20 protein-coding genes are annotated in these 24197 nt (G+C 42.0%); 13 read left to right on the top strand and 7 right to left on the bottom strand.

Annotated elements, in window-relative coordinates; all coding sequences use genetic code 11:
• Positions 1-11: 11 nt before the first annotated feature.
• Positions 12-392 carry a hypothetical protein gene (locus tag ACPPVU_RS16880; RefSeq protein WP_426667700.1) on the bottom strand — a complete coding sequence of 127 codons (381 nt, stop codon included), beginning with the start codon at positions 390-392 and terminating at the stop codon, positions 12-14.
• Between the two features lie 86 nt (positions 393-478).
• On the opposite strand from ACPPVU_RS16880, the gene ACPPVU_RS16875 reads away from it, so the two are divergent.
• A complete protein-coding gene (locus ACPPVU_RS16875; protein ID WP_426667699.1) occupies positions 479-853 on the top strand; it encodes a DUF5655 domain-containing protein in 375 nt (124 codons plus the stop codon).
• On the opposite strand, the gene ACPPVU_RS16870 is transcribed toward ACPPVU_RS16875, so the two are convergent.
• Together ACPPVU_RS16870 and ACPPVU_RS16865 are read right to left on the bottom strand one after the other, a co-directional pair.
• A complete protein-coding gene (locus ACPPVU_RS16870) occupies positions 854-1912 on the bottom strand; it encodes a nucleoid-associated protein (RefSeq protein ID WP_426667698.1) in 1059 nt (352 codons plus the stop codon).
• A 28-nt stretch (positions 1913-1940) separates the two neighbouring features.
• A complete protein-coding gene (locus ACPPVU_RS16865; protein WP_426667697.1) occupies positions 1941-2306 on the bottom strand; it encodes a hypothetical protein in 366 nt (121 codons plus the stop codon).
• Between the two features lie 81 nt (positions 2307-2387).
• Between ACPPVU_RS16865 and mnmE the strand changes: the two genes are divergently transcribed.
• On the top strand, positions 2388-3755 hold the full coding sequence (gene mnmE / locus ACPPVU_RS16860) for a tRNA uridine-5-carboxymethylaminomethyl(34) synthesis GTPase MnmE (RefSeq protein ID WP_426667696.1): 1368 nt from the start codon (positions 2388-2390) through the stop codon (positions 3753-3755).
• A 93-nt stretch (positions 3756-3848) separates the two neighbouring features.
• Here the strand turns inward: mnmE and ACPPVU_RS16855 are convergent, their stop codons facing one another.
• Complete coding sequence (locus tag ACPPVU_RS16855) at positions 3849-4487, bottom strand: hypothetical protein (RefSeq protein WP_426667695.1); 639 nt, start codon at positions 4485-4487, stop codon at positions 3849-3851.
• Between the two features lie 93 nt (positions 4488-4580).
• Here ACPPVU_RS16855 and ACPPVU_RS16850 point away from each other — a divergent pair, with 93 nt between their 5' ends.
• From ACPPVU_RS16850 to ACPPVU_RS16840, 3 genes are all read left to right on the top strand, one after another.
• A complete protein-coding gene (locus ACPPVU_RS16850) occupies positions 4581-4979 on the top strand; it encodes a GlcG/HbpS family heme-binding protein (RefSeq protein ID WP_426667694.1) in 399 nt (132 codons plus the stop codon).
• Positions 4980-5002: 23 nt separating this feature from the next.
• Positions 5003-5932: an NADP-dependent oxidoreductase gene (locus ACPPVU_RS16845; protein WP_426667693.1), complete on the top strand. Its 930-nt coding sequence runs from the start codon at positions 5003-5005 to the stop codon at positions 5930-5932.
• Between the two features lie 177 nt (positions 5933-6109).
• Positions 6110-6592: a hypothetical protein gene (locus ACPPVU_RS16840; RefSeq protein ID WP_426667692.1), complete on the top strand. Its 483-nt coding sequence runs from the start codon at positions 6110-6112 to the stop codon at positions 6590-6592.
• An 80-nt stretch (positions 6593-6672) separates the two neighbouring features.
• On the opposite strand, the gene ACPPVU_RS16835 is transcribed toward ACPPVU_RS16840, so the two are convergent.
• The 3 genes from ACPPVU_RS16835 to ACPPVU_RS16825 all read right to left on the bottom strand — a co-directional run bounded on the left by ACPPVU_RS16835 (position 6673) and on the right by ACPPVU_RS16825 (position 8701).
• Positions 6673-7527: an oxidoreductase gene (locus ACPPVU_RS16835; protein WP_426667691.1), complete on the bottom strand. Its 855-nt coding sequence runs from the start codon at positions 7525-7527 to the stop codon at positions 6673-6675.
• Between the two features lie 85 nt (positions 7528-7612).
• Complete coding sequence (locus tag ACPPVU_RS16830; RefSeq protein WP_426667690.1) at positions 7613-8284, bottom strand: DUF2461 domain-containing protein; 672 nt, start codon at positions 8282-8284, stop codon at positions 7613-7615.
• Between the two features lie 120 nt (positions 8285-8404).
• Entirely contained in the window at positions 8405-8701 is a 297-nt protein-coding gene (locus ACPPVU_RS16825; protein ID WP_426667689.1) for a CHC2 zinc finger domain-containing protein, read from the bottom strand.
• Positions 8702-8941: 240 nt separating this feature from the next.
• On the opposite strand from ACPPVU_RS16825, the gene ACPPVU_RS16820 reads away from it, so the two are divergent.
• The 8 genes from ACPPVU_RS16820 (at position 8942) to ACPPVU_RS16785 (ending at position 24116) form a co-directional block, all read left to right on the top strand.
• Positions 8942-12241: a tetratricopeptide repeat protein gene (locus tag ACPPVU_RS16820; RefSeq protein ID WP_426667688.1), complete on the top strand. Its 3300-nt coding sequence runs from the start codon at positions 8942-8944 to the stop codon at positions 12239-12241.
• On the top strand, positions 12231-14156 hold the full coding sequence (locus tag ACPPVU_RS16815) for a DUF3857 domain-containing protein (protein WP_426667687.1): 1926 nt from the start codon (positions 12231-12233) through the stop codon (positions 14154-14156). The genes ACPPVU_RS16820 and ACPPVU_RS16815 overlap by 11 nt, the downstream gene beginning before the upstream one ends.
• A gap of 7 nt (positions 14157-14163) precedes the next feature.
• The gene (locus tag ACPPVU_RS16810; RefSeq protein ID WP_426667686.1) at positions 14164-16137 is read left to right on the top strand and encodes a DUF3857 domain-containing protein; all 1974 of its coding nucleotides are present in this window, start codon (positions 14164-14166) and stop codon (positions 16135-16137) included.
• Between the two features lie 447 nt (positions 16138-16584).
• On the top strand, positions 16585-17832 hold the full coding sequence (locus tag ACPPVU_RS16805; protein ID WP_426667685.1) for a PQQ-dependent sugar dehydrogenase: 1248 nt from the start codon (positions 16585-16587) through the stop codon (positions 17830-17832).
• 659 nt (positions 17833-18491) lie between these two features.
• Positions 18492-21698: a hypothetical protein gene (locus tag ACPPVU_RS16800; RefSeq protein WP_426667684.1), complete on the top strand. Its 3207-nt coding sequence runs from the start codon at positions 18492-18494 to the stop codon at positions 21696-21698.
• Positions 21695-21943, top strand: a complete 249-nt coding sequence (locus tag ACPPVU_RS16795) for a hypothetical protein (RefSeq protein ID WP_426667683.1) — start codon at positions 21695-21697, stop codon at positions 21941-21943. Before ACPPVU_RS16800 ends, ACPPVU_RS16795 begins: the two co-directional genes overlap by 4 nt.
• Before the next feature lie 483 nt (positions 21944-22426).
• Positions 22427-23008, top strand: coding sequence for an RNA polymerase sigma factor (locus ACPPVU_RS16790; protein ID WP_426667682.1), 582 nt, complete (start codon positions 22427-22429; stop codon positions 23006-23008).
• Positions 23009-23048: 40 nt separating this feature from the next.
• Positions 23049-24116 carry a FecR family protein gene (locus tag ACPPVU_RS16785; protein WP_426667681.1) on the top strand — a complete coding sequence of 356 codons (1068 nt, stop codon included), beginning with the start codon at positions 23049-23051 and terminating at the stop codon, positions 24114-24116.
• The last annotated feature ends 81 nt before the right edge of the window (positions 24117-24197 follow it).

The raw sequence follows: 24197 nt of genomic DNA, 5'->3' as shown, positions 1-24197 counted from the left end.
TTGATATGCATTTAGTGTTTTCTCAATGCTTTATTGTATCCATAATCAATGTAAGATAATTCATTATTGCTAATCTTACGTCTCTTAAGTTCTTCGTATAAAGAGATAATAGCTGTTTTATCTTTTACACCAGATGTCGTTAAATCGTATGCCCACTTAATAATAGCTGCATCACCTTTAGAAACATAATAATCCGATTCAATCTTTTCGCCTTCTAATTCGTGGCCCTTTATTGACGTCCAATAATCCAGTCTCCCCTTATTTGTTGATTCTTTTATAAAATTATTTCTGATATGATCTGTTAGCTTAAAAGAGGTGTCACTTGATTTGCTATCTTGCCCAAAAACATTAATAGATAAGGCCAAAAAGACATTTAAAAAAATTAATCGCATTTATGATAAGGTTAATAAGAGTCAATAATAGTAAAAAAATCTTTAATAAAATATTTACTTTAGGGTTATAAATTCAATGATTTTTGATGAGAGATTATAATATTCATGATTTCAGAGACTTGGAAGATTTCTTTAAAGGAAAACCTGAGGTTGCCTTAACGCTGTTTCTCCATTTCGTGAACGAGCTGCAAAAAGTAGGACCTGTTACTTTGCATCCGGCTAAAACAATGATAGGCGTAGCCAATGCAAACAAAAGAATAGTTTACATTACCCAACCAGGTAAAAATTTTATTCATGTAGTATTCCCGTTCAAACAGCCTTATCCCGATAATCTATGTTTTCAGAAGATCGCCCAGGTGCCGGGAGACATGCAGTTCAATCACCATTTCAGGATGCTTAGTAAAGAAGACGTGAATGATGAAGTAATTGAATTTATGCGATTGGCTTATAACGGTGAGTAACTAAGCTTCTTCTTTAAAAAATACCTTATAATAATTCATCGATTTACCCTCGTCAAAGCCTTTTTCTATCAGCTCCTTGTCGCCATGGATATAAATGTGAAAGTTCTTATCCAGCTTTAATACACTCTTGTAAACCCTCTGCTGCTTTTTTACAGCGTTGCCTGATATTTCAAAGGTATCCGCAATGGGCATTTCAAACTCCTGTTCGTATTGACTTTTAAAGTTTTTGAATGATTCAATAGCTTGTGGATTTCCAATCACTTCTCCGGTAAACTCATCCATATCAAAAGTTTCTTTTTCCTTAAAGTATTTCATCGACTTGTTCAACAGGTCAATTTTATCGGCTTTGCTCAGTTCAAATTCGTCATCCAATTTTTGGGTGACAAAGTTTTTATAAATCCCAAGAGCATTATTAGTCTGGTTAAAACTGTCATTCCTGATCTTCAATTGTAAAAACTCGTCTTTCCAATAAGCAGCTGTGTCCTGGCCACGGTTAGTATGGTCGATTACAACAACCTTATAGCCGTTTTCTTTTTCGATATTAACAATGAGTACACCCTTATCCAGCTTATTAATATTGATGGCATTCTCTTCGTAATCCACTCCAAAACCGCCCTGTTCAGGATAAACCTTCAGATAAGTTTCTTTATTTTCTGATTTAAAAATACCTATAGCGTCTAGTGGATTGCCCTCTATTTGTACTTTTCTAAAATAAGCAACATATAATTCGCCGGGTTTTATATTGGGATGATTGGATACTTTGTACAAGTGTTTTGCTACTTGTTCGGATATTTCATGAAAGCGACTGGGATCCTCAAATATTTGTGTAGCAAAATGATGAAGCTCGTTCAGGTTAAGTTCGCCACTGGTATGCATTAAGTGGTACACCTCGTTGGCTTTTTCAAAAGGTTTTAAAAAATATTGCATCAACAATTGCGGGATCACTTCATCCTTAAATGTAAGTGGCTGCTCAGATAAGGCGTACATTTCATTTTGTGCCTGATTGCCAATGTGATGAACAGAAACAGTTTCCAGCGAAGCTTCAAAATAGGTTACCATAGTTGCTGCGAAAGTAAGGAAATATTGATCAGAACGGAGCTTTTTCCGTTAGTCTTCCAATCCTGGGATCGCCATGCGAGATCAATTCACAAAGTTTAATTGCTGCTTCTTCAAGATTTTCTGCGTCGGCCTGTATCAAAAGCCAATTGCCGTGTCGTTCGTCGCCATCAATAAAGAATGGACTAAACTCTGAAATATTTTCTTTTAAACTTTGATGATGTTCTTTATTTGTTGCCACCCAAATACCATTCAATTCAGGAAGATTATCGCGTTTGCGAAGTATCAGCATGATCTTTTTGTGCCAATAAATGTAATGCATACCAAACATCTTTTTGACTATGACACCACCGGGCAGATAATCAAATACAAATTCGTATGGAACAGGATTAGCCATTTACCCCAAAATTACAGTTTAATATTTTACACTGATTGAATAAAAATCAGTTCACAAATAGCGACTTTTGCACTTCAAAATATGATAAATAACGAAGAAACTATAGTTGCCCTGGCAACACCAAACGGAATTGGCGCTATCGGTGTGATACGGTTGTCTGGCCCAGATGCGATTAATATTGCCAATGATGTTTTTAAAGGCAAGGATTTGACTCAACAAGCGTCACATACCATCCATTTCGGACAGATAGTTGATGGCGAGCTGGTATTGGATGAGGTGTTAGTTTCTTTATTTATCGCTCCGCGTTCTTATACCCGCGAAAATGTAGTAGAGATATCCTGCCATGGATCTAATTATATTATTGAATCTATTATAAAGTTGTTAATCAAAAATGGCGCACGCTCCGCCAAACCAGGTGAGTTTACTTTAAGGGCGTTTCTTAATGGCCAATTGGACCTTTCGCAGGCTGAAGCTGTGGCAGACCTAATAGCTGCAAATTCAAAGGCTTCGCAGCAAGTGGCTATGCAACAATTGCGAGGAGGATTTAGCACCCAGCTTCAGGCATTACGTGAGCAGCTAGTCAATTTTGCCTCATTGGTTGAACTGGAATTGGATTTTTCAGAAGAAGATGTAGAGTTTGCAAATCGGGATCAATTGAAACAATTGATTCATAACATTACAAAGATCGTCGGTCAGCTGATACAATCATTTGAGTTAGGTAATGTGATAAAAAACGGGGTAAATACGGTGATTGCCGGGCGGCCCAATGCCGGTAAATCTACTTTGTTGAATGCGTTGCTCAATGAAGAACGCGCAATCGTAAGCCACATACCTGGTACTACACGAGATACGATAGAGGAGATATTGAACATTAACGGCATTAACTTTAGATTGATAGACACAGCCGGAATACGTGAAGCGACAGATACCATTGAGCAGATAGGGGTACAGCGTACTATGGAAAAGATCAGCCAATCAGCTTTGCTAATTTACGTGTTCGATGCCGCAGAGATTACAATTGAAGAGTTGAATACTGATATTGAAAATCTGCAAAAACCAGGCATTACCATGCTGATAGTTGCCAATAAGGCTGATTTGCTTAGTGAAGAACAATTATTATCACTGCCGCATATCCAAAGCGCTATAGTGATATCTGCAAAGCAAAAGCAGCATATCGATGAACTTAAAAATAAAATCTATCATGCCGCTGTTAAGCATGAATTGACCAGCGACGAAACATTGGTCACTAATGTACGCCATCTGGAAGCGCTTCAAAAAACTGAATCGGCATTAATTCGCCTTTTGGAAGGTATCAATACTCGGGTAACATCCGATTTCCTGGCGATGGACATCAAACAGGCACTACATTATCTCGGAGAGATCACAGGTACAGTAACAACAGATGATTTGCTGGATAATATTTTCTCGAAGTTTTGTATCGGAAAATAAATACCCTAAATAACGCCTAAAGACGTCGATCAACGACAAGTCATTTGTATTTGGTGAAAATTTGCCCCGTTTTTCTTAAATTGATCTAAGATATCATGTTGTTTTCCCATCTTTTGTTTCTTTATACTCAATTACACCATTTACTAATTTTTGCCATTGCGCCCCGGATAGACCGATTCTGGCCATGAGCGCGATGGCCGTATTGCGTATTTTATCATAGAGGTCTACGTCCTCATTGTTAGGCGTTTCATTTCGCCCATGTGCGCCCGCACTCAGCACTAAACCATCACGGCGCACGATAAAGGTGCTGGTCGAAACGTCTGTATAAAAATGCGCGATATCCGCATCCGCTTTACGCGGGTCAGGCACCGGCCGTACGGTCATCAGTACATATTCTTCCGCAGTACGCGCTCCGCCTTCCGAAACCAACCTTTCGATCATGACCCATTCAAGACCGTCACCTGCATCCGGACCCGGGCCGGGCAAGTCGATGCTAAAGAAAAAGCCTTCCTCGGCCATTACGTCCACTTCCTCACCCTGGTTATTACAAAGCGTAAATTTTGCCGAGCCCGCACCGGCATATTCATGCCAGTTGCTGACCGAAAGCAGTCTTCCCGCTGCCGCCTGGAAGGCACGGTGCGCATCATTCAGATCATCAAATCTTTTCTCGTGGGTAAAATCCGTCTGCCTACCCGTTTCTTGCGGCGGCAATTGTTCCAGTGCTGTCTTCATATTGATGCAACGGCTTGAACAGCGTCTTGTTTGACAATTTTTTATTTTAAAAACCGAGGCGGCCAAAAGACGTTTTCTTTTTAAAGACATATTATGAGTGTTACATTAGAACAAGCAGAAAAGCTGTCAACAGCTGCCAAAGAAAAAGCCGCGTCAATCGGCGTACCGATGAATATTGCCATTGTAGACGAAGGCGCTAACCTGGTTTCCTTCCATCGTATGGACAATGCCTGGCTGGGTTCAGTCGACATCGCTATCAAAAAGGCAAAGACCGCCCGGTTCTTTGATATGAACTCGGGGGAGATCGGTAAACTTTCGCAGCCTGGCGGGCCCCTGTACAACATCGAGCATTCCAATGGTGGTTTGATCACTTTTCCCGGCGGGGTGGTACTGAAAGATAGCAGCGATAAGATCGTCGGTGCGATCGGGGTATCAGGTGGTTCGGTAGACCAGGACCATGCAGTGGCTTCAGCAGGAGCCGATGCCTTATAAAAAACCTTTTTAAAAAAATACCAATGAAAGCAATCAGGATACATGAGTTTGGCGGACCGGATGTCCTCCAGCTCGAAGACATCGAGGTGCCGCAACCAAAGGCGGACGAGGTACTGATCAAAGTATACGCTAGCAGCGTCAACCCGGTGGACCGGAAGATTGTGGCCGGTGAAAGAGAAGAAAAGTTCCCGACCAGGTTCCCGCTGACCATCGGCTGGGATGTTTCGGGCGTCATTGAGCAGGCAGGTAACCAAGTTCGTAATTTCAGCATCGGCGATGCGGTTTATGGCCGCCCGTTCCCCAAGCAAAACGGCGCATTCGCCGAATACCTGGTCATCAAAGCCAGCGAGATCGCGCTAAAGCCCCGCAGCATCGATCATATCCAGACCGCAGCCGTGCCGCTGGCCGGGCTCACCGCCTGGCAGGGCCTGTTCAAATTTGGCAAGCTGGAAAAGGGGCAGAAAGTATTGATCCATGGCGCCTCCGGTGGCGTAGGTACCTTCGCGCTTCAATTCGCGCAATGGAAGGGCGCCGATGTAATTGGTACCGCTTCGGGGGATAACCTGGATTTTATCAAACAAATTGGCGCGAACCAAGCTATAGATCATGATAACGAACGGTTCGAAGACATGGTTCAGGATGTAGACCTGGTATTTGATCTCATCGGCGGGGAGACCCAGCAGCGTTCGCTGGCGGTGATCAAACCCGGCGGTCGTCTCGTCACCACCGTTATGCCCGCATTCAAAGATCAGGCTAAAGAAAAGCATATCCAGCTCGAAGGCTTTACTGCGCAGTCCTACACGGCGGACCTTGAACAAATTGCCGGCCTGATCGATAACGGTTTTGTCAGCCCCGTAGTCTCAGCCGTGTTAAGCCTGGAAGACGCGCGCAAAGCCGAAGAACTCAGCAGCAAGCATCATACCCGCGGCAAGGTCGTGATCAAAGTGGTGTAAGGCTGAAAATATAAAGTCCCCAAAACGCTCGCCGCCGGCGACTCTAAACCTAAACCTTATCACATGCAGCCAGGTTTGGCTGCCTTGTAGGGCAAAAATAAACAGCATAAAGCTATTTTGTGGTAGGTAAAGGAAACTTTTAACTGGAAATGACAAAATATTGCGAGATTTGCTTTGATGACGGAACTGAATGAATATGAGTGCGAAATGCTCGACGCGATGCTGGAAGCCTTCGGTATCCCGGACAGCCTGACCCGCATCCAGTTGATGAACCTCTTTGACCAGGATGAGGCAACAGCATTCGCTATGGTTCAGATCCTGGCACAGGAAGGCCTCGTAGCAGAAGCCGGCAAGCACGGCGATTATGAACTGCCTGAAAAACTAGTGCTCAAACCCAAGGGCGAAAAATTCCTGAAAGAGGGCGGCTTCAGCAGCCGCTACCGGACCGGGCAGCAAAAACCTGCAGAAGTCGGCGGCACGCTGTTTAAGCTGCAACAGCAGAATATGAAACTGCAAAATATAAAGCTGGAAAACGAATCCCAAATTTCCGATCTTCAAAAAACCGTTAGTACACTACAAATCCGGCAATATATCCGGTGGGCGCTGATCTTACTGGCGCTGATCATTGGGTATTTTATAGGGCACTTCTACAAATGGTAATATGGGATTACAATTTAAGCTGTTTGTTTTTATCTTTAAGCTTCCATTTTTCCACAAAGGGTGTCAAAACAAAGTCCGGACTATCGTTCATTTTCAGGAAAATCTGCGCCGAGTGTCAAATCTTTCCAGCCTTCAAAGTTGTCCTTAAGGGCATCCAGTTTTTCGATTGCCAGTTTATAGGCAGGCTCACCGAGGAGCAGGCGTAAATAAGGTTTTTCAGATTGTACCGCATCAATAATAGCCTTGCAGCCTCTGATTGGATCGCCTTGCTGTTTTCCACTGCCATGCAGGCTGGCTTCCATCCGCTTACCAACCGTTTCCCTGTAATCTTCCAGGTTGGTTTCTGTGCGGGAGGTAGATCGGCCCGCCCAATCGGTTCTGAAAGGACCAGGCTCGACGATCAATACTTTGATGCCCAGGGGCGCTACTTCCTGTGACAGGGATTCGGAGATCGCTTCGACCGCGAACTTGGTCGCATGATAATAACCTGTTGCCGTAAAGGCGCGCAAACCACCAATGGAAGAGAAATTCACAATATGGCCGCTACGCCGTTTCCGCATACCTGGCAACACCGCCTGTATCATATCGACCAACCCAAAAAAGTTGGTCTCAAATTGTGCACGGATCTTTTCTGCTTCTGCTTCTTCCACGCTGCTGAAATAGCCGTAACCGGCGTTATTAACCAATACGTCGATGGCTCCAAATTTGTCAGTGGCGGCAGCAACGGCGTGGCCTATCTGTTCTTTGTTGGTGACATCCAGCGGAAGGACGAGTGACTGGCTTTCGAACCCGGTGGCAAGGTCCTTAACCTTGTCAGGGTCACGCGCCGTAATAATGACATTCCAGCCGTTTTCCAAAATAAGTTTGACAAGTTCACGGCCGAAGCCGGTAGAGCAACCGGTGATGAACCAGGTGGGAGTTTTTTTGGTTTCCATATGGTGGGGAACAGTATAGTTAAAAAAGGGTTTTACTGATTAGATATTTCGTTTCATTTTTTTACATTCAATTGATTTCGGCATGTTAAATTGCAAGTCCGTTGACGTCAGCCGTTAATACCTCGCTCATGTAATCAAAAAACGGGCGCATGTTTTTGTAAGCCTGGCTCACCTGCTGCACGAAACCTTTACTCATCACCTCATCGGTCGAAAACTGTTGGATAAGCAAAAATTGCTTGTAGCGTAACAGGTCGTTCGCCGGATGTTCAGGGTCAAAACCCTTAGGACTGGTCTTTAGCTGCCCGCCCCTGAGTGATCCGAACGAGGCACGAAAGGCCTCGCTGTTCAATATTTCCCTCAGCGCCCGGTCATCATAGGCGATATCCTCACGGATGCGTTTCAGGTCCTGTGCATTCGGCGCATTGAAGCCACCCAGCACATAGCTATTGCCCGGCTCCAGGTGATAATAGTAGCCGCCCCGGCGCGAATGCCCCGCCCGCGTAAAATGGCCGCCCCAATGAGTTTTATAAGGTGTTTTATCTTTGGAAAAACGCGTGTCACGGTAGATCCGCCAAAGGCTCTTTTTACCGGATTTTGTTTCGATCACGTCGTGGGTGTTCAACGCTTCGATAACAGCCTCGGCAAAGCTTCCGACATATTCCATCTCCTGTAAACAATTACTTTTATGCTGGTCAAACCATTCGCGGTTATTGTTGTTTTTCAGTTCGCTCAAAAACGCAAATCCGGACGCCGGCAATTGAAGTAGTTCCATATCACAAAACTAGGCTTGCCCCGCTATGTTTCTGCACTTTTTTAAAATCATTACGCAGCCATTACTTAATGTCGTTAATTAAAATGACCTTGCGGAATGCCATGGTTAAAGTTCTATGGTCATTGCCGCAATCTCGGCGGCTTCGTCAAATTTTTTGTTTTGTATGGCCATAATAAACTCGACCGGCCCGCCTTCTTTGCCGCAACCAAAGCACTTAAAAATGTTTTTAGCAGGGGAAACCATAAAGGAATGGGTGCTGTCCGCATGGAACGGGCAATTCCCCTTCATCACCAGCCGACTTTCGGTCAATGGCATGTAGGCAGTTACTATCTTTATAAGATTAGCTTTCGATTGGATGGTTTGAATATTCGACTCTTGCGTCATGTAGTTCTGATCGGGCAAATATATAAAACGCAATTTCCCAAAGAAGGGACTTCACGGGAATGTGGAAATCTAATGGCTTATTTTATGATTTCTGGAATAGTTGTATCCGCAAAACGAGAATGGATGCGACCTGAGCTTGGACTAAATTAATTATTCCATTCGCCTAACCTCACAAGAAAATATTCGTATTAAACTTGTTTGCATTTTTCTTTTATTAAAAAACTTTTTAATTTCACCCCTGACCTTAAACCTGACCACATGAAATATCTTATATTACTGATATTTGCAACTATCACGCTGCCTGAAATTTCTTGCGCACAAAAGATCGAGCTTATTAATTCGGGCGAGCTGCTCAAAAGGGGAGCGATGGTCCATGATTCCGGGCAATACAAAAAAGCCTTGTCGATCTACAATAAAATAAGCCGCAATGACACCAGCTATGTGAGGTCGCTTTATGAACGGGCTATGACCTGTGAAGCCGACAGCCAGTATAAACAGGCTATAAAATACTGTGAAGAAGCCTTTTCATTGCATGAACAAAGAGATTATGTACCCGATCTGTACAATGTATATGGTAATACCCTGCACGAGGATGGCCAGGCCGAAAAGGCCCTGATAGTTTTTGATGCAGCTATAGCCAAATACCCATCTTATGCCTTGTTCTATTTTAATAAAGGCGTGGTGCAGCTGGCATTAAAACGGTATGCTGAAGCAGAGACTTTGTTCCAGAAGACCTTGCTTATAAATCCTTATCTATACAGCGCCCATTATCAGCTGGGCCTTGCCGCGTTAAGACAGGGAAAGACCATCCCCGCTTACCTTTGTTTCACTGGTTACCTGCTGGTGAATCCGTCAGGCAAATATTGGTCAAAATCCATCAATGCACTCAGCCAGATATCAAAGGGTACGGATGAGATACTTGACTATAAAAATAAAAGAACAGTTAACCCTGACGACAACTACCAGGCGGTAGAGGACATTGTGCTCTCAAAAATCGCCCTTGATAAAGGCTATAAACCAATCATAGCGCTCGACGACCAGATATCAAGGCAGATACAGGCCATCTTCGAAAAACTGGAATACAGTGACAGTAATAATGATTTTTACATCCAATACTATTTTCCTTACTATAAAAAGGTATTTGCCGAAGGCAAGTTTGAGCTTTTTATCAATCATATCTTCACCAGCGCCACGGTTCCCATCATCCAGGATTACCTTAAGAAGAATAAAAAAGCATTGGATGTTTTCGTTAATGAAGCGGGAGATTATTTTAATCTGTTGCGTGCAACCCGCGAATTATCTTATAAAAAGAGAGATCTTATAGATGATAGATATTATTTTGAGAACGGTAAACTGGTGGGTAAGGGTGTATTGACCAACAACGGCAAAACGCTGACAGGCCATTGGGAATTCTATTATCCTGCAGGCGATATGAAGGGCCTGGGTGAATATAATGCCCAGGGTCAAAGGGAGGGGGAATGGACGTTTTATTATGCATCAGGGAATTTAAAGTCGAAGGAGCGCCACAAAAATGGCAAGCTGGAAGGCGAGGTCGATCATTATTTTGAGAACGGTAACATATCCTCCCAGGAACCCTATGTGGATGATAAACTGGAAGGACCGGCGACTACTTACTATTATGGGGGAAACATCAAATTAACTGGTAACTACAAGCAAGGCAAAAAGGAAGGCGAATCAAGGGAATATTACTCAAACGGAAATCTGTATACAGTAGGTAATTATGTAGCGGATATGCTTACGGGCACCTCAAAAGAATACTATAAAAGCGGTAGTATAAAAGAGATACAGGAAAATGTGAATGGCAAGGCCGAAGGGAGCTTCAAATCGTATCATGAGGGGGGCAGCCTGTCGGTAACCGGGCAGAACACGAAAGACAAAGGCTATGGCGAATGGAAATACTATTACGACAGCGGGAAATTGAAAGAAAAACGTAATTATCTAAACGACACAGAGGAAGGCTTGCACGAAGAGTATTTTGAAAACGGACAGGTATCGGCTACTTATGCTGTAAAAAAAGGAAAGATAAATGGCGATGCCACCTTTTTTTACAAGGATGGCAAGGTGCTTTCTAAATATGTTTATGATAATGGCGTGATCAGGTCGGCGAAATATTTTGATAAAACAGGGGCACAGCTAGCGGCCTCGGAGATGAAAAATAATCTGATCGACGTAACATCTTATGATACCGACGGGCTAAAAAAAGCTCGATTCAGCTCTGATAGTAAAGGAGATTTGACCGGGCCCGATACGCTATTTTATTCATCAGGAAAGATTAACCAGATAGCTCAATACAGTAAAGGGGAATTGAATGGCCCGTTGATCACTTATTACCTTAATGGCAAAAAGAAATCAGAGATAAGTTATACAGATGGCAAAGAAAACGGGTACTCTACACAGTATTATACAAATGGGAAAATAGAGCTTGAAGGCTGGATAATAGACGGAAAGGATCAGGGTGAATGGGATTATTACGACGAAAAGGGCAGGCTATCGATCAAGACTTATCACCTGGATGGTGAGTTGAATGGTTATAAGGAGGAATACCGGGCCAATGGCCAAAAATATCTTGAACAAAAATATTATAATGGCTGGCTGGAAAAGATGACCCAGTATGATAATGACGGAAAAGTACTGATAGTGGATTCGTTTCCTAAGGCAACCGGCAAATTTGTCCTTTATCATCCAAACATGAAGGTAATGACCGAATGCAATTACGTAAAGGGAGAATTTGACGGATTTTATAAGACCTACTTTTTTGACGGTAGCCTGTCAACCAGCGCTTTTTATAAGAAAGGGATCCAGGACAGCACCTATCTCAGCTTTTATTATGGGGGAGCAAAGAACACTGTTGGGCTTTATAAAGCAGGCAGTAAAACCGGTGAATGGAAATTTTATGATGAGGACGGAAAATTACACACGACGACAAACTATGTAAATGATCAGAAGAATGGTGCGCAGGTGCGTTTTTTTACAGAAGGAACTAAAGATCAGGTATCTATCTACAAAAATGACCAACTGGACGGAACCTATATCAAGAATAACGCCGACGGCACATTGGCCTACCAGGTTAATTTTGAAGAAGGTAAGGCCAAAGCATATACTTATCCGGGCAAGGATGGTCAGCTTGTAATACCTATACCTATTTCACCTGCAAATGATAGGCTAAATGCCCATTTCCCGAATGGAAAGCTTGCTAGGGAGTGCGCTTACAGCGGCGGAGTAAAAAACGGGATGGATATCATGTATTATGCCAATGGCCAGGTTTGGACGGTAGATACTTCCGCATACAGTATTTCAGAGGGTAGTTATAAGGAATATTATCCGGACGGGAAATTAAAGTTTGACTATCCTTATACAGCCGATAACGTGGACGGTATTTGCAGGGAATTTAATCCAAACGGAACATTGAAAAAGGAAGAACCGTATGACAATGGATCGTACCAGGGCCCGGTTAAATATTTTGATGCCGGGGGCAAACTGGTTAAAACAATGTGGTACCTTTTCGGTACGCTAACAGCCGTGAAGAATGAGAAATAAAATAACCTGTTTTTTCCTTTTTGGATGCGTCAGCTTATCCTTAACTGGCAATAGTGCAAACGGACAAACTTTTGAATCTATACGCAAACAGTTTCCTGATGAAAAAGCAGTGCTTTTGAACCGGACCCTGGAGTATAATATCGACCTCAAAGAGGGTAAACCTTATGTGGAAAGTCACGAAGTACAGCAAATAGAATACCTGCTTGGCAGCGCGACGGCCTACATGGGTGGATATAGCTTTTATCACAGTAGTTTTCAGCAACTGATAGCCTATGAGGCCTATACCCGAACGCCGGATGATAAAAAGTTAAAAGTGAATGAATTTAAAACGAGCACCGATAAGGAAAGCTTCGTTTTTTATGATGACGTGAAACAAACGACATTCAATTTCCCTGCCGTGGAGCCAGGGGCTGTGGGTAACCTGCAGGTATCGTGGCGCAATACTGATCCACATTTGCTATCGGCATATTATTTTACTGGATATATGCCCGTTGTGAATAGCCAATTGAAAATAACCGTTTCAAAAGATATCTCCCTGAAATATAGGTTGATGGGGCTTGACACCAGCAATATTGCGGTTACTGTGGAGAGCAAACACCGTAATAATATTTATACCTTCCTGTATAAAAATTGCCCTGCCGATAAAAGGTATCCCGATGCGCCAAACTTTGCCTGGTACTCGCCGCACGTTATTTTTTATATCGAAAATTACAAGGACGATAATGGGGCTACTGTTTCCTATCTGTCTAACGCGGACGATCTGTACAAACTCAATTACAGTTTTGTTAAATCCATCAATACTGCCATTAACCCTGAGCTGAAACACATCGTAGATACTTTGACCGCCAACCTGACCACTCAGGAAAGCAAAGCCAGGAGCATTTATTCATGGGTGCAGCATCATATCAAATATGTAGCTTTTGAAGACGGCATGGGAGGCTTTGTGCCCCGCGACGCAGGCCTGGTATGCAGCAGGCGTTTTGGAGATTGTAAAGATATGGCCAGTATATTAACTGAAATGCTAAACGCCGCAGGCGTGCCGGCATATTTTACCTGGATAGGTACACGCGATCTTCCTTACGAATTTAGCAGCGAGCCATTGCCATTGGTAAGCAACCACATGATATGCGCTATTAAACTCGACGGTAAGTTTATCTTCCTGGATGGTACCGACCCAACCTGTGTTTTTGGAATGCCGCCATCAGCCATACAGGACAAAGAAGCAATGGTCGGCATCAGCGAAAAGGAGTACAAGATCCTGAAAGTCCCCATAATAGAAAAAAACAAGAATACTGAAGTAGATACCACCTGGTTGGAGCTGACACCGGATGGCTTAAAAGGCAAGGTAAAAAAAGACCTGACCGGCTATCAATCCATGAATATGTATGGCAAGCTTATGTATTGGAATAGTAGAAATATCAATGAGGATATGAAGGACGAATTTGAACGTGGCTCCAACAAGTTTAAGCTTGATACCTTCCATGTCGACAAGGCGCCTACAACCGATCAAATATCAATATCTGCCGGTTTTAGCCTGCCTGATTATGCCAAGAAAATAGGGAATGAGTATTATCTGAACCTCAACCTGTTCAGGTTTTTTGAACATGAGGAAATAGATTACCCCCGCCGTAAGATACCGATCGAATACAGTTTTAAATACACAAAAAAGTACGTTACCTTATTAAAAATCCCCAAGGGCTATAAACTGAGCTACCTGCCACAGGGTAAATCCTTTCATAACAAAGTTTGGGGATTTGATTTCAAATACGAACAGAAAGGTGAATGGATCGTGCTGACCCAGGAATTTGACAATGATAACCTGCTGCTTGCCAGCGATCAGTTTGAAGCCTGGAATAAAGTGCTCGAAAACTTGTTCCCATTATATAAAGAAACCCTAAGCCTCACAAAAATTTAATCCCCGCATGAAAAAACAAGCCTTATCGCTACTTGCAGTAGCTTTATCATCAGCGCCGTATCTATATGCACAGGCGCCCCGTATTGAGCCTGAAAAATGGGCAGATAAACCGGTTGTCAGCAAGTTAGACAACAAGTACAGCAAAGAATCGGCAGTCGTATTGTTTGATAAAAGAAAAGTAGAATTTGTTGACGAACCGAAAGATGAAATAGCCGAGTACTATACGCTTCATAAGATCGTCCACATCAATGACGACCGGGGAATAGAGTATTATAACAAAATATACCTTGGCATTACAGAGAACGCTGATATTGTCGAAATTAAGGGCCGTACGATACTACCGGGCGGTAAAATTGTCGAACTGGATAAAAGCAATATTAAAGATATTAAAGAGCAGGACGGCAATGTGTATAAAATATTCGCCATGGAAGGCCTGGAAAAAGGCTGTGAAATAGAATATTACTATACCTATAAAAGGCCGGTTTCTTATTTCGGACGTGAAGTGGTACAAGGAAATGTGCCCGAATTGGAGACTATGTTCCAGGTAATCACACCTGATCGTTTGAGGTTCGAAATAAAGCCTTATAACTTCACTGTAACACCGACTGACACCGTGATTAGTAGCAGACGTATAACGCAGTGCACTTTTAAAGAAACAGCCGGTGCTGACGAGGAAAAATACGCCGCTTACCAGACGAACCTCCGGCGGATAGAATTCAGGCTTTCCTATAACGATGTTACCCGCAAAGGAGAACGCCTGTTTACCTGGAATGAAATGGCCAAACGGATATTTGGGGTTTATACTTATTATACCGATAAGGATACTAAAAAGATAGCGGATATGGTCGCAGGAAATGGCTGGGACAAACTTGACGATGAGGTATCAAAAATAACTGCGGTTGAAAGTTATGTAAAAAAGAAATTCTCCTACAACGAAGAACTAACCAGTGAAGACGGAAATAACCTGACAGGTGTCATCCAGAATAAAGTTGCCGGCACTATAGGTACACTTCGCTTATACAGCGCTATTTTTCAAAACCTGGGTATTAACTTTCAGTTTGTTTTAACAGGAAACAGGGATAAGTTTATTATTGACAAAGGATTTGAGAATTGGAATAATTGTGATAACCCTTTATTCTATTTCCCGGCTGAAGGTAAATTCATAGCACCTACAAGACCCGATTATCGTTATCCCTGGATATTCCCTTCATGGGGAGGCACCAACGGGTTATTTTGTAAGCACACCACATTGGGTAATTTTTCGACAGCTATTGCCGAAATAAAGAATGTAACACTGGAAGATTACGCCAAAACCACTGATAATATTGAAGCCCGATTGGAACTTAGTCCGGGACTTGATTCGTTAACGATTGATGACAGGCAGATCTTTACCGGGTATGCAGCAACAAGCTTCAGGGACGCCTTTAACTATTCTAACGAAGAGCAAAAAACGAATATTATTAAGGAACTGGCCAAATCTTATGCCAGTACCGATCATATTCTTTTCTCCGAGATTTTAAACCCGGAGTTTGACAAAGCAAACACTAATCAGCCTTTGATACTGCATACCAAAACAAAATCGAGCGAATTGGTTGAAAAGGCAGGCAACAAGCTGCTTTTAAAGATGGGTATGGCAATAGGACCCCAGGTAGAAATGTACCAGGAAAAGCCAAGACAGGAACCCATGAACATTGAATACGCTCAAATTGAGGAACGAAAGATCGACTTTGTAATACCAGACGGATATAAGATCACTAATCCTGATGATCTGAAGATCGATCAAACCTTTCAGGAAAACGGCGAACTGACAATGGGTTTTGTTTCCAGTTACGAAATCAAAGGCAACGTTCTTTCGATACATATTATGGAAGAGTACCGTAAGACATTTTACCCGCTCAGCCAATTTGACCAGTTCAGAAAGATCATAAATGCCTCATCGGATTTTAATAAGGTGGTATTGGTGCTTGAAAAGAAGGGATAAAAAATGACAAGTGCTTGTGTTTCAGTGCCGCAAGACCAAATCTCCATTCGATTCGTCAAAGATAACTAAAACCACCAAATAGATATCACCAAACCAAGCCTGGGCGCAGTTTGAATGATATTAATGCCTTTGACCCGGCAAATGTCAATGTGGACCAAGATCAATAGGTGAAATTTGTCCGAAATCCGCAAGGAGGTAACTTACAAGAAAAACGTACGCGCTCAATTATCGGAAAGACAATTTGTACTAATGATAAGTCCAGCCTGGGAGCAACGCCCCGCAGACATGCTGGGCGTTTTTGTGCGTGTTAGTTTTTTAATCACATTCAATCGTGCGATGATAAAACCGAAACGGGGGGCGAATCAATAAAATAGTCTTAATATCTCCGCCTTTAAAACATATTTGCTGATTTATAGTAGTATTATTTAATACCGCAGATCTAAAAGAATGAAACAATTAAATATGAGGGTGTTGCCGGTAATGGTAACCTTAGCTATAATGCTTGGTGCATGTAAAAATAATAAGAGAGCAACTGTGTCGCCTATGACTCCGGATACCAGCTCGACAGCTCCGGTAGAAACAAAAGCGCCCAACAGCAACTACAAACCGTCGTTTGCCGGGCAGACTCGCGCTCCTGGTGTGCACACAAGGACAGCTTTATTAGTGACGGTGATCAATACAGCACTTGACCAGCCCTGGGGAATATGCAACTTGCCCGATGGCCGTTTCCTTATAAGCGAAAAAAGCGGAAAATTAGTAATCCTGAATACGGACGGATCATTATCGAAAGAAATTACAGGTTTGCCCTCTGTTGTAAATGCAGGGCAAGGGGGATTGCTCGACGTAAATATCGATCCCGATTTTGGCATCAGCAGAATGATCTACTGGGATTATGCGGAACAACAGGCACAAGGGGGCTATTTACTCGCTGTCGCCAAAGGTAAATTGTCTGCCGACGAAACTAAAGTGGAAAATGTGCAGGTGATCTATCGAGCGCAGCCTGCTTATAGCGGCACCTTGCAATATGGGTCACGTATCCTTTTCGACCAGCAGGGCAATTTGTTTGTAAGCACCGGCGAACGCAGCGGCACCGATATACGAATGAAAGCGCAGGATCTGAGCGCAGCTATAGGCAAAATACTTCACCTGACCAAAGATGGCAATGCTGTCGCAGGCGGCCCCTTTGCAGGGCAAGCCAATAGTCTGCCGGAAATTTACGCCTATGGTCTTCGTAATCCGGATGGCCTGGCCTGGAATCCCCAGACCGGTGAATTGTGGGAAGCGGAGTTCGGCCCGCGCGGTGGTGACGAAGTTAACTTGATACAGGCCGGGAAAAATTACGGATGGCCGGTGATCACCTATGGCATTGAATACAGTGGTGCTAAAGTGGGCGACGGTATACAACAAAAGGAAGGGATGGAACAGCCGCTTTACTATTGGGACCCCGTGATCTCACCTTGTGGCATAACTTTTTATAACAGCGATGTGATTAGCGAATGGAAAGGCAACCTTTTCCTGGGCGCCTTAAGCGGACAGCATATCTGCAGGCTGATGATCAGCGGTCATAAAATAATAGGAGAGGAACGGTTATTGGCAGATAAGAACGAACGCTTCAGGGCCTTAACTCAGGGTAAAGACGGTGCACTGTATGCGGTGACTGATGGCGGCAAGCTTTACCGGGTTGGTAAGAAATAGCATACATATGCCGGCCGGACTTGAATTTGTTAAATTCATTTTAACAATAATACATTAACTTGGCTCTGGTATCGGCTGGGCATTAAATAGTCAAAGTCAGGCCACGCATAAATAAGAAATCGTTAGAGATTATTGAATTGCCGATCTGAAAAACTATACGACAGAAGATATCGATTGGTTCATGGTCCCTCCAACTTGTCATAGCCTGGAATCTGTTAAATTATTTTGTTCAAAACAGACTCTTAAATTTAAAAGCAAATTTTCTATTTATTACTCAATAATCAATAGCAATTTTTGGTCTGTTTTGAGAGTGACTTATTTGGTGACCTAACAAAATTAAAAATATAAAATGTTGATTTATAGGATACAACTGATCTCCAGTTGTTCCCTCCCTCTCCGCAAGTTATATTTCAAAACAAATCAAAAGCGCCTTTAATAATTAATTTAAAGCGTTTTTGATTTTAAGTCTCTTCAAATAAAACCAAATAATCGCCTAACTCTGGTGACCGGTAAGAAAGCCGGTTGCAAAAATAGTAACGGGAAGTTTTTCAAACTGATCTTTTAGATATTCCATAATTTAATCAATGCGAAAAGTTTTTTTTAATTTAATCGAAACATAAACATTATTTTACCGTATAAAGGGAGCCTATTGCTTCGTTTTGGAAATACGTATTTTTAAATTACTTGTTTTATTTTTAACTTTAGTTCAAGTTCCGAAAATCACTGATGCTCAGGCAAGTATTACTCATGATTGGACAGGAGCTACAAGCACAGCATGGGAGGACCCTGCTAACTGGACTCCTAATACCCTTCCGGCATCTACAGATTTAGTGCAGATAGGCATTTCAACATTTACCTCACAACCTACTGTAAGTAATCCACAATTATGTGCTGCAATTATATTGGGCACCGCAAAAACGGTTATATTAACTATTAACAACACGTTAACGGTAGGCGGTGATATTACACAAAACAACACCAATAATAACACTAAGTATAGGACAGAAATAACCGGAAGCGGTACTTTAACTTGCCGGAACGTCACTATTGGGAATAGTTTTATCCCGGCAAATTCAGCCACATTAGCCCAGGACAGCATTATTATTAGTTCTTTGGTTAATAATTTCAATATATTAGGAGATGTCAATCTTATCTCTAATGCAAGTGCTAATGGAAACGTAGCATATTTTCCTGCATTTGATTTAGATGCGAACACCGTAACGATAAGTGGCCAGATTGTTTCTTCGTCTACAAATGCAGTAACCACAGCTTTCAGAAATAACGGCGCCTGGGGGTTTCCAACACGCGGAAGATTTAATGCAAATAATTCTAATCATCCAAATACATTAATTTTAAATAATGTAAATCCTATAAGTTTACCCTTTTCAGCAGATCAGGGGGTAGACTTTAACAATTCAGGATCAACAGCCGCAGCTGTAATTTATAGCGCTACAGCAAACTCACAACAAGTTTTTACTTCTAATGATACTTATGTGGGTAGATCAGGAGGTAATTATTATAATTTAGCCTTTACAGGAGGCACAAAGTTAGTTGACGGCGGAGACTTAACACTTACCGGAAATTTTGATAATTCTGCGGGTGCTATTGCTGATTTTGTAACTAATGCTACCAATTTAGATTTGGTAGGTACCGGAACGCAAACTATATCTGGTGGCAGCACCGTAAATACCCTATACACTAATAATCCAACAGGCACCGTTTTTTATAATTTAACCATAGAAACTACAAATTCTCCTGTTGTACAATTATTAGGAAATAATAATATTGCAGCATTAGGTACCATAAATTTTACTACATCTGCTACACTAAACGCAGGAAATGTCGGAACCGCAAATACACTTACTATTTTATCCAATTCTATAGGTGATGGCTCAATAGGCAATTTAGGAAACGCAGTTGTTACGGGAAGTATCAATGTACAGCGTTACATACCTGGAGGGGCACGCAGATATATGCTATTGAGTTCACCGGTGGCCAATACATCAGCTACAACCTATGACCTAAACCCTTTAAAGGTAAATACCCTGATTACGGGTCCGGGTGGTTCTACCAATGGATTTAATGATGCGCCATCAACAGGCAATAGTCCATCGGTTTTTGTGTATGATGAAAATGCCCCACTCACGGTAAATGCCAATCTTATAACCGGAAACGAATTTAAGCCATTTGCCAGCTTAAGCCAACCGGTACCAATAGCAACAGGCATTATGTTTTATTTCAGGGGGAACCAGAATGTTATCAAAGGTGGTACCAGTGCTTTCAGCAGCCCCTTTCCTGCGGCAGAAAATACAACGCTGAATTTTTTTGGCGCTGTTTATAAAGCTACCGGCACGGCTATCAATATTCCTGTATTTAACAATCCGCCGGTAACTTATTATAATTCAGGAGTCACAGCGCAGTCTCCAAGCGCCGGAACTACCGCTGGCACCGCTACATCTTTATCTTTTAAAAGTACAGATGCCACAAAAAAAGGCCTTAACCTGATTGGCAATCCGTTTGCTTCAGCCTTAGATCTTAATCTATTTTATTCCGGTAATGGCAGTAAATATCAGTTTTACTGGCAGCTGGTAAAAAATGCACCAACCGGTACTAATAGCTCATCTACTAAATACGTTGTATATAATGCCGCAAGTGCTGCTACACCGCCAACGGGGGCCAGTCGTTATGCACTTAGCGGAGAAGGCTTTTTTATTCAGGCATCAAACAACAATCAAACCGTTATTTTTAAAGAAACTATGAAAGCGCCGTATCCTGGTACGGCAAATATGCCAGCTGTGTTCAGTGTAAGTTCACCCCAAGTCGCTTCACCGATAAGCAATGCGGCATTCCTGACAACTGCCCTTGCAGAAACAGCGCCAGAGCCGCCTATGCTTAGAATTGAAATGGTGGAGGACAGTGTGGTTTTCAATACTGCAGATATTATGTTTGCCAAAAATGCCAAAAGCACCTTTGACCCGGCAGAAGATGCTCATTACCTGTCCAGCTCTGGCCAGGCGAACATACTGTATTCGTTTTCGTCAGATAGTTTAGGATCTGCCGTAAATTATATGCCAGACCTGCCTCAAATTAAACAGATTGCGCTATATACAGAGTTTGGTGCTTACGGCGTTTATACCCTTACGTTCCCTATAAAAACCGGGCTTGGCCAGGATGGCTATACCATTTATCTGAAGGACCGGTTTCTGAACGATTCGCTGGATGTGGTCAATAACCCTAAATATAGTTTTAACGTAACAACTACCCCGGCCAGCTATGCGCATAACCGTTTTTATTTAAGTGTACAAAAGGTGCCGGGCTATAATTACCGGTTACTAAGCTTTACGGCCCAAAAAGTTAACACAGGAGTACAGGTAAACTGGCAAACAGCGTTTGAAGCTGATTATACCCAGTTTACTGTGCAACGCAGTACGGATAACGGCAAGACATTTAAGGCAATAGGCAACATCCAGTCAAACTATTCGGCCAATTACAACTTTACAGATACATCACCGGTTGTGGGCCAAAATATCTATCAACTGGTACAAACGGACCCCAATAATATAAGTGCATTGTCACAAAGAGTTACGGTAAATTATACGGGCAACAACGACCTGTCGACATTATTTATGGTTTACCCTTCTGTTACAACCCAGTATATACAGGTAGATCTGGGCAAATTATATAGCAATAATATTAATATAACCGTGACCAATAGTATTGGAATGATAATGCAAAACTTCACCGTTTCATCAACACAAAAAATACAGCAGGAAGTAAGTAACCTGCCACCAGGCTTTTATTTTGTAAACGCTATAGATAAATCAACAGGGAAAAAGATAGGATACGGTAAGTTCTTTAAACAATGATAAAGATATACCCGCGACAGATTAAAACGATGAGGAATAAGAGTAAGAGTGTATTGTTGACATTAATGCTGTTAATGTCAACAACGGTTGTTTTAGCAGACCCCGGCACGGGTTTATGTGATGGTGTAGATGGCGGTCCCGATAATTGTCCGCTTGATACCTGGGTATGGGCGCTTATCGCTATAGTGACTATATTCGCTGTTACTCACTTAAAAAGGAAACGAAGACAAATTTCAGATCAGTAATCTTTTTCGTTGAAAGACCTTAAACGTAATAACGTGCCCAACGCCAAAAAATGAAGACCTCGCGGCAGGCATTGGAACCGAAAATATCGGATAAACGGACGCGGAGAAAATGCAAGTGGTAATAAATGGCTGATTATAAAATATTTATGAAACGACATGATTGCAGAAACTATGAATTCCTGCCCCGAATCTTCTGAAAATAGGGTCAAACCCGCCGCTATAAAATTATTATTGAACAAAATTTAAACAAGCTCTTAGTATGATAATATGAAGTTAAATAGCCTGCTGCATACAATTACGTAACGCGGGTTTTGGCACCATGTCAAATGTCACAATATTTTAAAACTTTCGAAAAAAAAGGCCTTTTGCTGCTTTTCTAACAAAAAGGTTACAAATGTATCAACCGAATTTGTTTTGTTTTTATACAGTTTTGTTGATTAATACTTTTTGCAGGAAATACATTTACGACCTGTGTTGATGGGCATGACGGATTTTACAAAGCTTTCAGACGACGATCTCATCAGACGATTAAAATCGGATGAGCTCGGCGCGTTCAAAGAGTTGTATATCCGGCATTGGAAGGCACTGTTTTCCGAAGCCTATAAGCGATTAAAAAATCGCGAACTATCAGAAGAAGTTGTCCAGGAACTGTTTGCTAATTTGTGGGCCAAAAGACATGACCTTCAAATCAATACTACTGTAGGCGGGTATCTTTTCGTAAGCGTCAGTCATTACGTTATCGATCATTACCGGAAGGAGATGATAAGGATGAAATATAGAGAGGATTTCAAAATTGGTCATAACGAAGCTGATTATTCTACCGAGCATACGATTATGCTTAAAGACCTTACCAACACCGTTGAGAACGAGATCAGCCAGTTGCCGGATAAATGCCGGTCGGTATATGAACTAAGCCGTAATCAGCATAAAACAAATAAAGAAATAGCCCAGCACCTTGGGATATCAGAAAAAACCGTTGAAAATCATCTTACTAAAGCGTTAAAGCGCCTTCGTTTTGGCTTAAGTAACTATCTTCCGGCATTTATTTTTCTGCTAATAAAATAATTTTTACAAGGACGTAGGGGATAGCCCTTCTTTAAACGTCATGGAAATAATAAGCCTAAAGTTTATTTTCATGAACGAAGCTGAATTCACCGATTTACTGGAAAAGTATGTCAAGGGAGAATGTACCGAATTTGAGAAACAATTAGTTAAACAATGGTACGCATCCTTTGATAATGATCCTGATTTTATTGCCGGGCTGGATATGGACGCAGAAAGGGAATTAGAAGAACGGATATATTATAAGATCCTTAACACGATCGATTTACCGGATAGCGTTAAGATTTTGCCAGGCCATCCAAAAAAGGTTCGCACGCTACGTATATGGTATTCGGCTGCAGCGGCCATTGCGGTGTTTATAGCTGTAGCTTTGTTTTTCCATAAAAGCAGCAAATCTTCAAGCAACCGGATTGTTGAGGCCAAAGTTCCGCAGTTTATTAATATTACCAACAATACCAATAAATTATTGAAGTCAGTTTTACCGGATAATAGTACGGTATGGCTGAGCCCGCATGCTTATATCAGGTATCCAAAAGTTTTCGATACCAGGCTCAGGCTGATCTCTATGTCCGGGGAATGTTTTTTTGAGGTTACAAAAAACCCCAAACAACCTTTTGTAATCAGCAGCCGTTCGATCATAACCAAAGTATGGGGGACCAGTTTCGTGGTGGACGACAGAAACGAGCGCGATTCAGCGGAAGTATCTGTCATTACAGGTAAAGTATCGGTCAATATTAAATCGAAAAATAAGAACAATAATGATTCGTTGAATTTACAAAAAGGGGTAATGCTTTATCCGCATCAGAAAGCGGTATACGCTGTATCGCAACAAATATTGAAGAAGGAAAGTACAGTAAACGAACCCTCGCTCCAGTTATGGAACCGGGTTAGTTTGTCATTTGACAACAGACCTTTGAGGGAGATAATTCCTGTATTGAATGATAAATTTCATGTCCATCTGTCGTTTGCCGATGATAAACTTAATCATTATATACTTCACGGGGACTTTGAACGATTTAACCTGCCTGAAATACTGGAATCACTTAAAACTTCCCTGAATATAAATTACCGAATCAATAATAATAAAATCGAACTTATATCAACCAATTAATCCAACCCTAATAATTTACAATATGAACGAGAAGGCACCCACATAAACATCAGCATAAATAAAAATAAAAAAACTTAGAAG

The organism is Mucilaginibacter sp. McL0603 (assembly GCF_049992945.1).
In the GTDB taxonomy this organism is placed as follows: Bacteria; Bacteroidota; Bacteroidia; order Sphingobacteriales; family Sphingobacteriaceae; genus Mucilaginibacter.
This window is presented reverse-complemented; position numbering and strand designations above follow the sequence as displayed.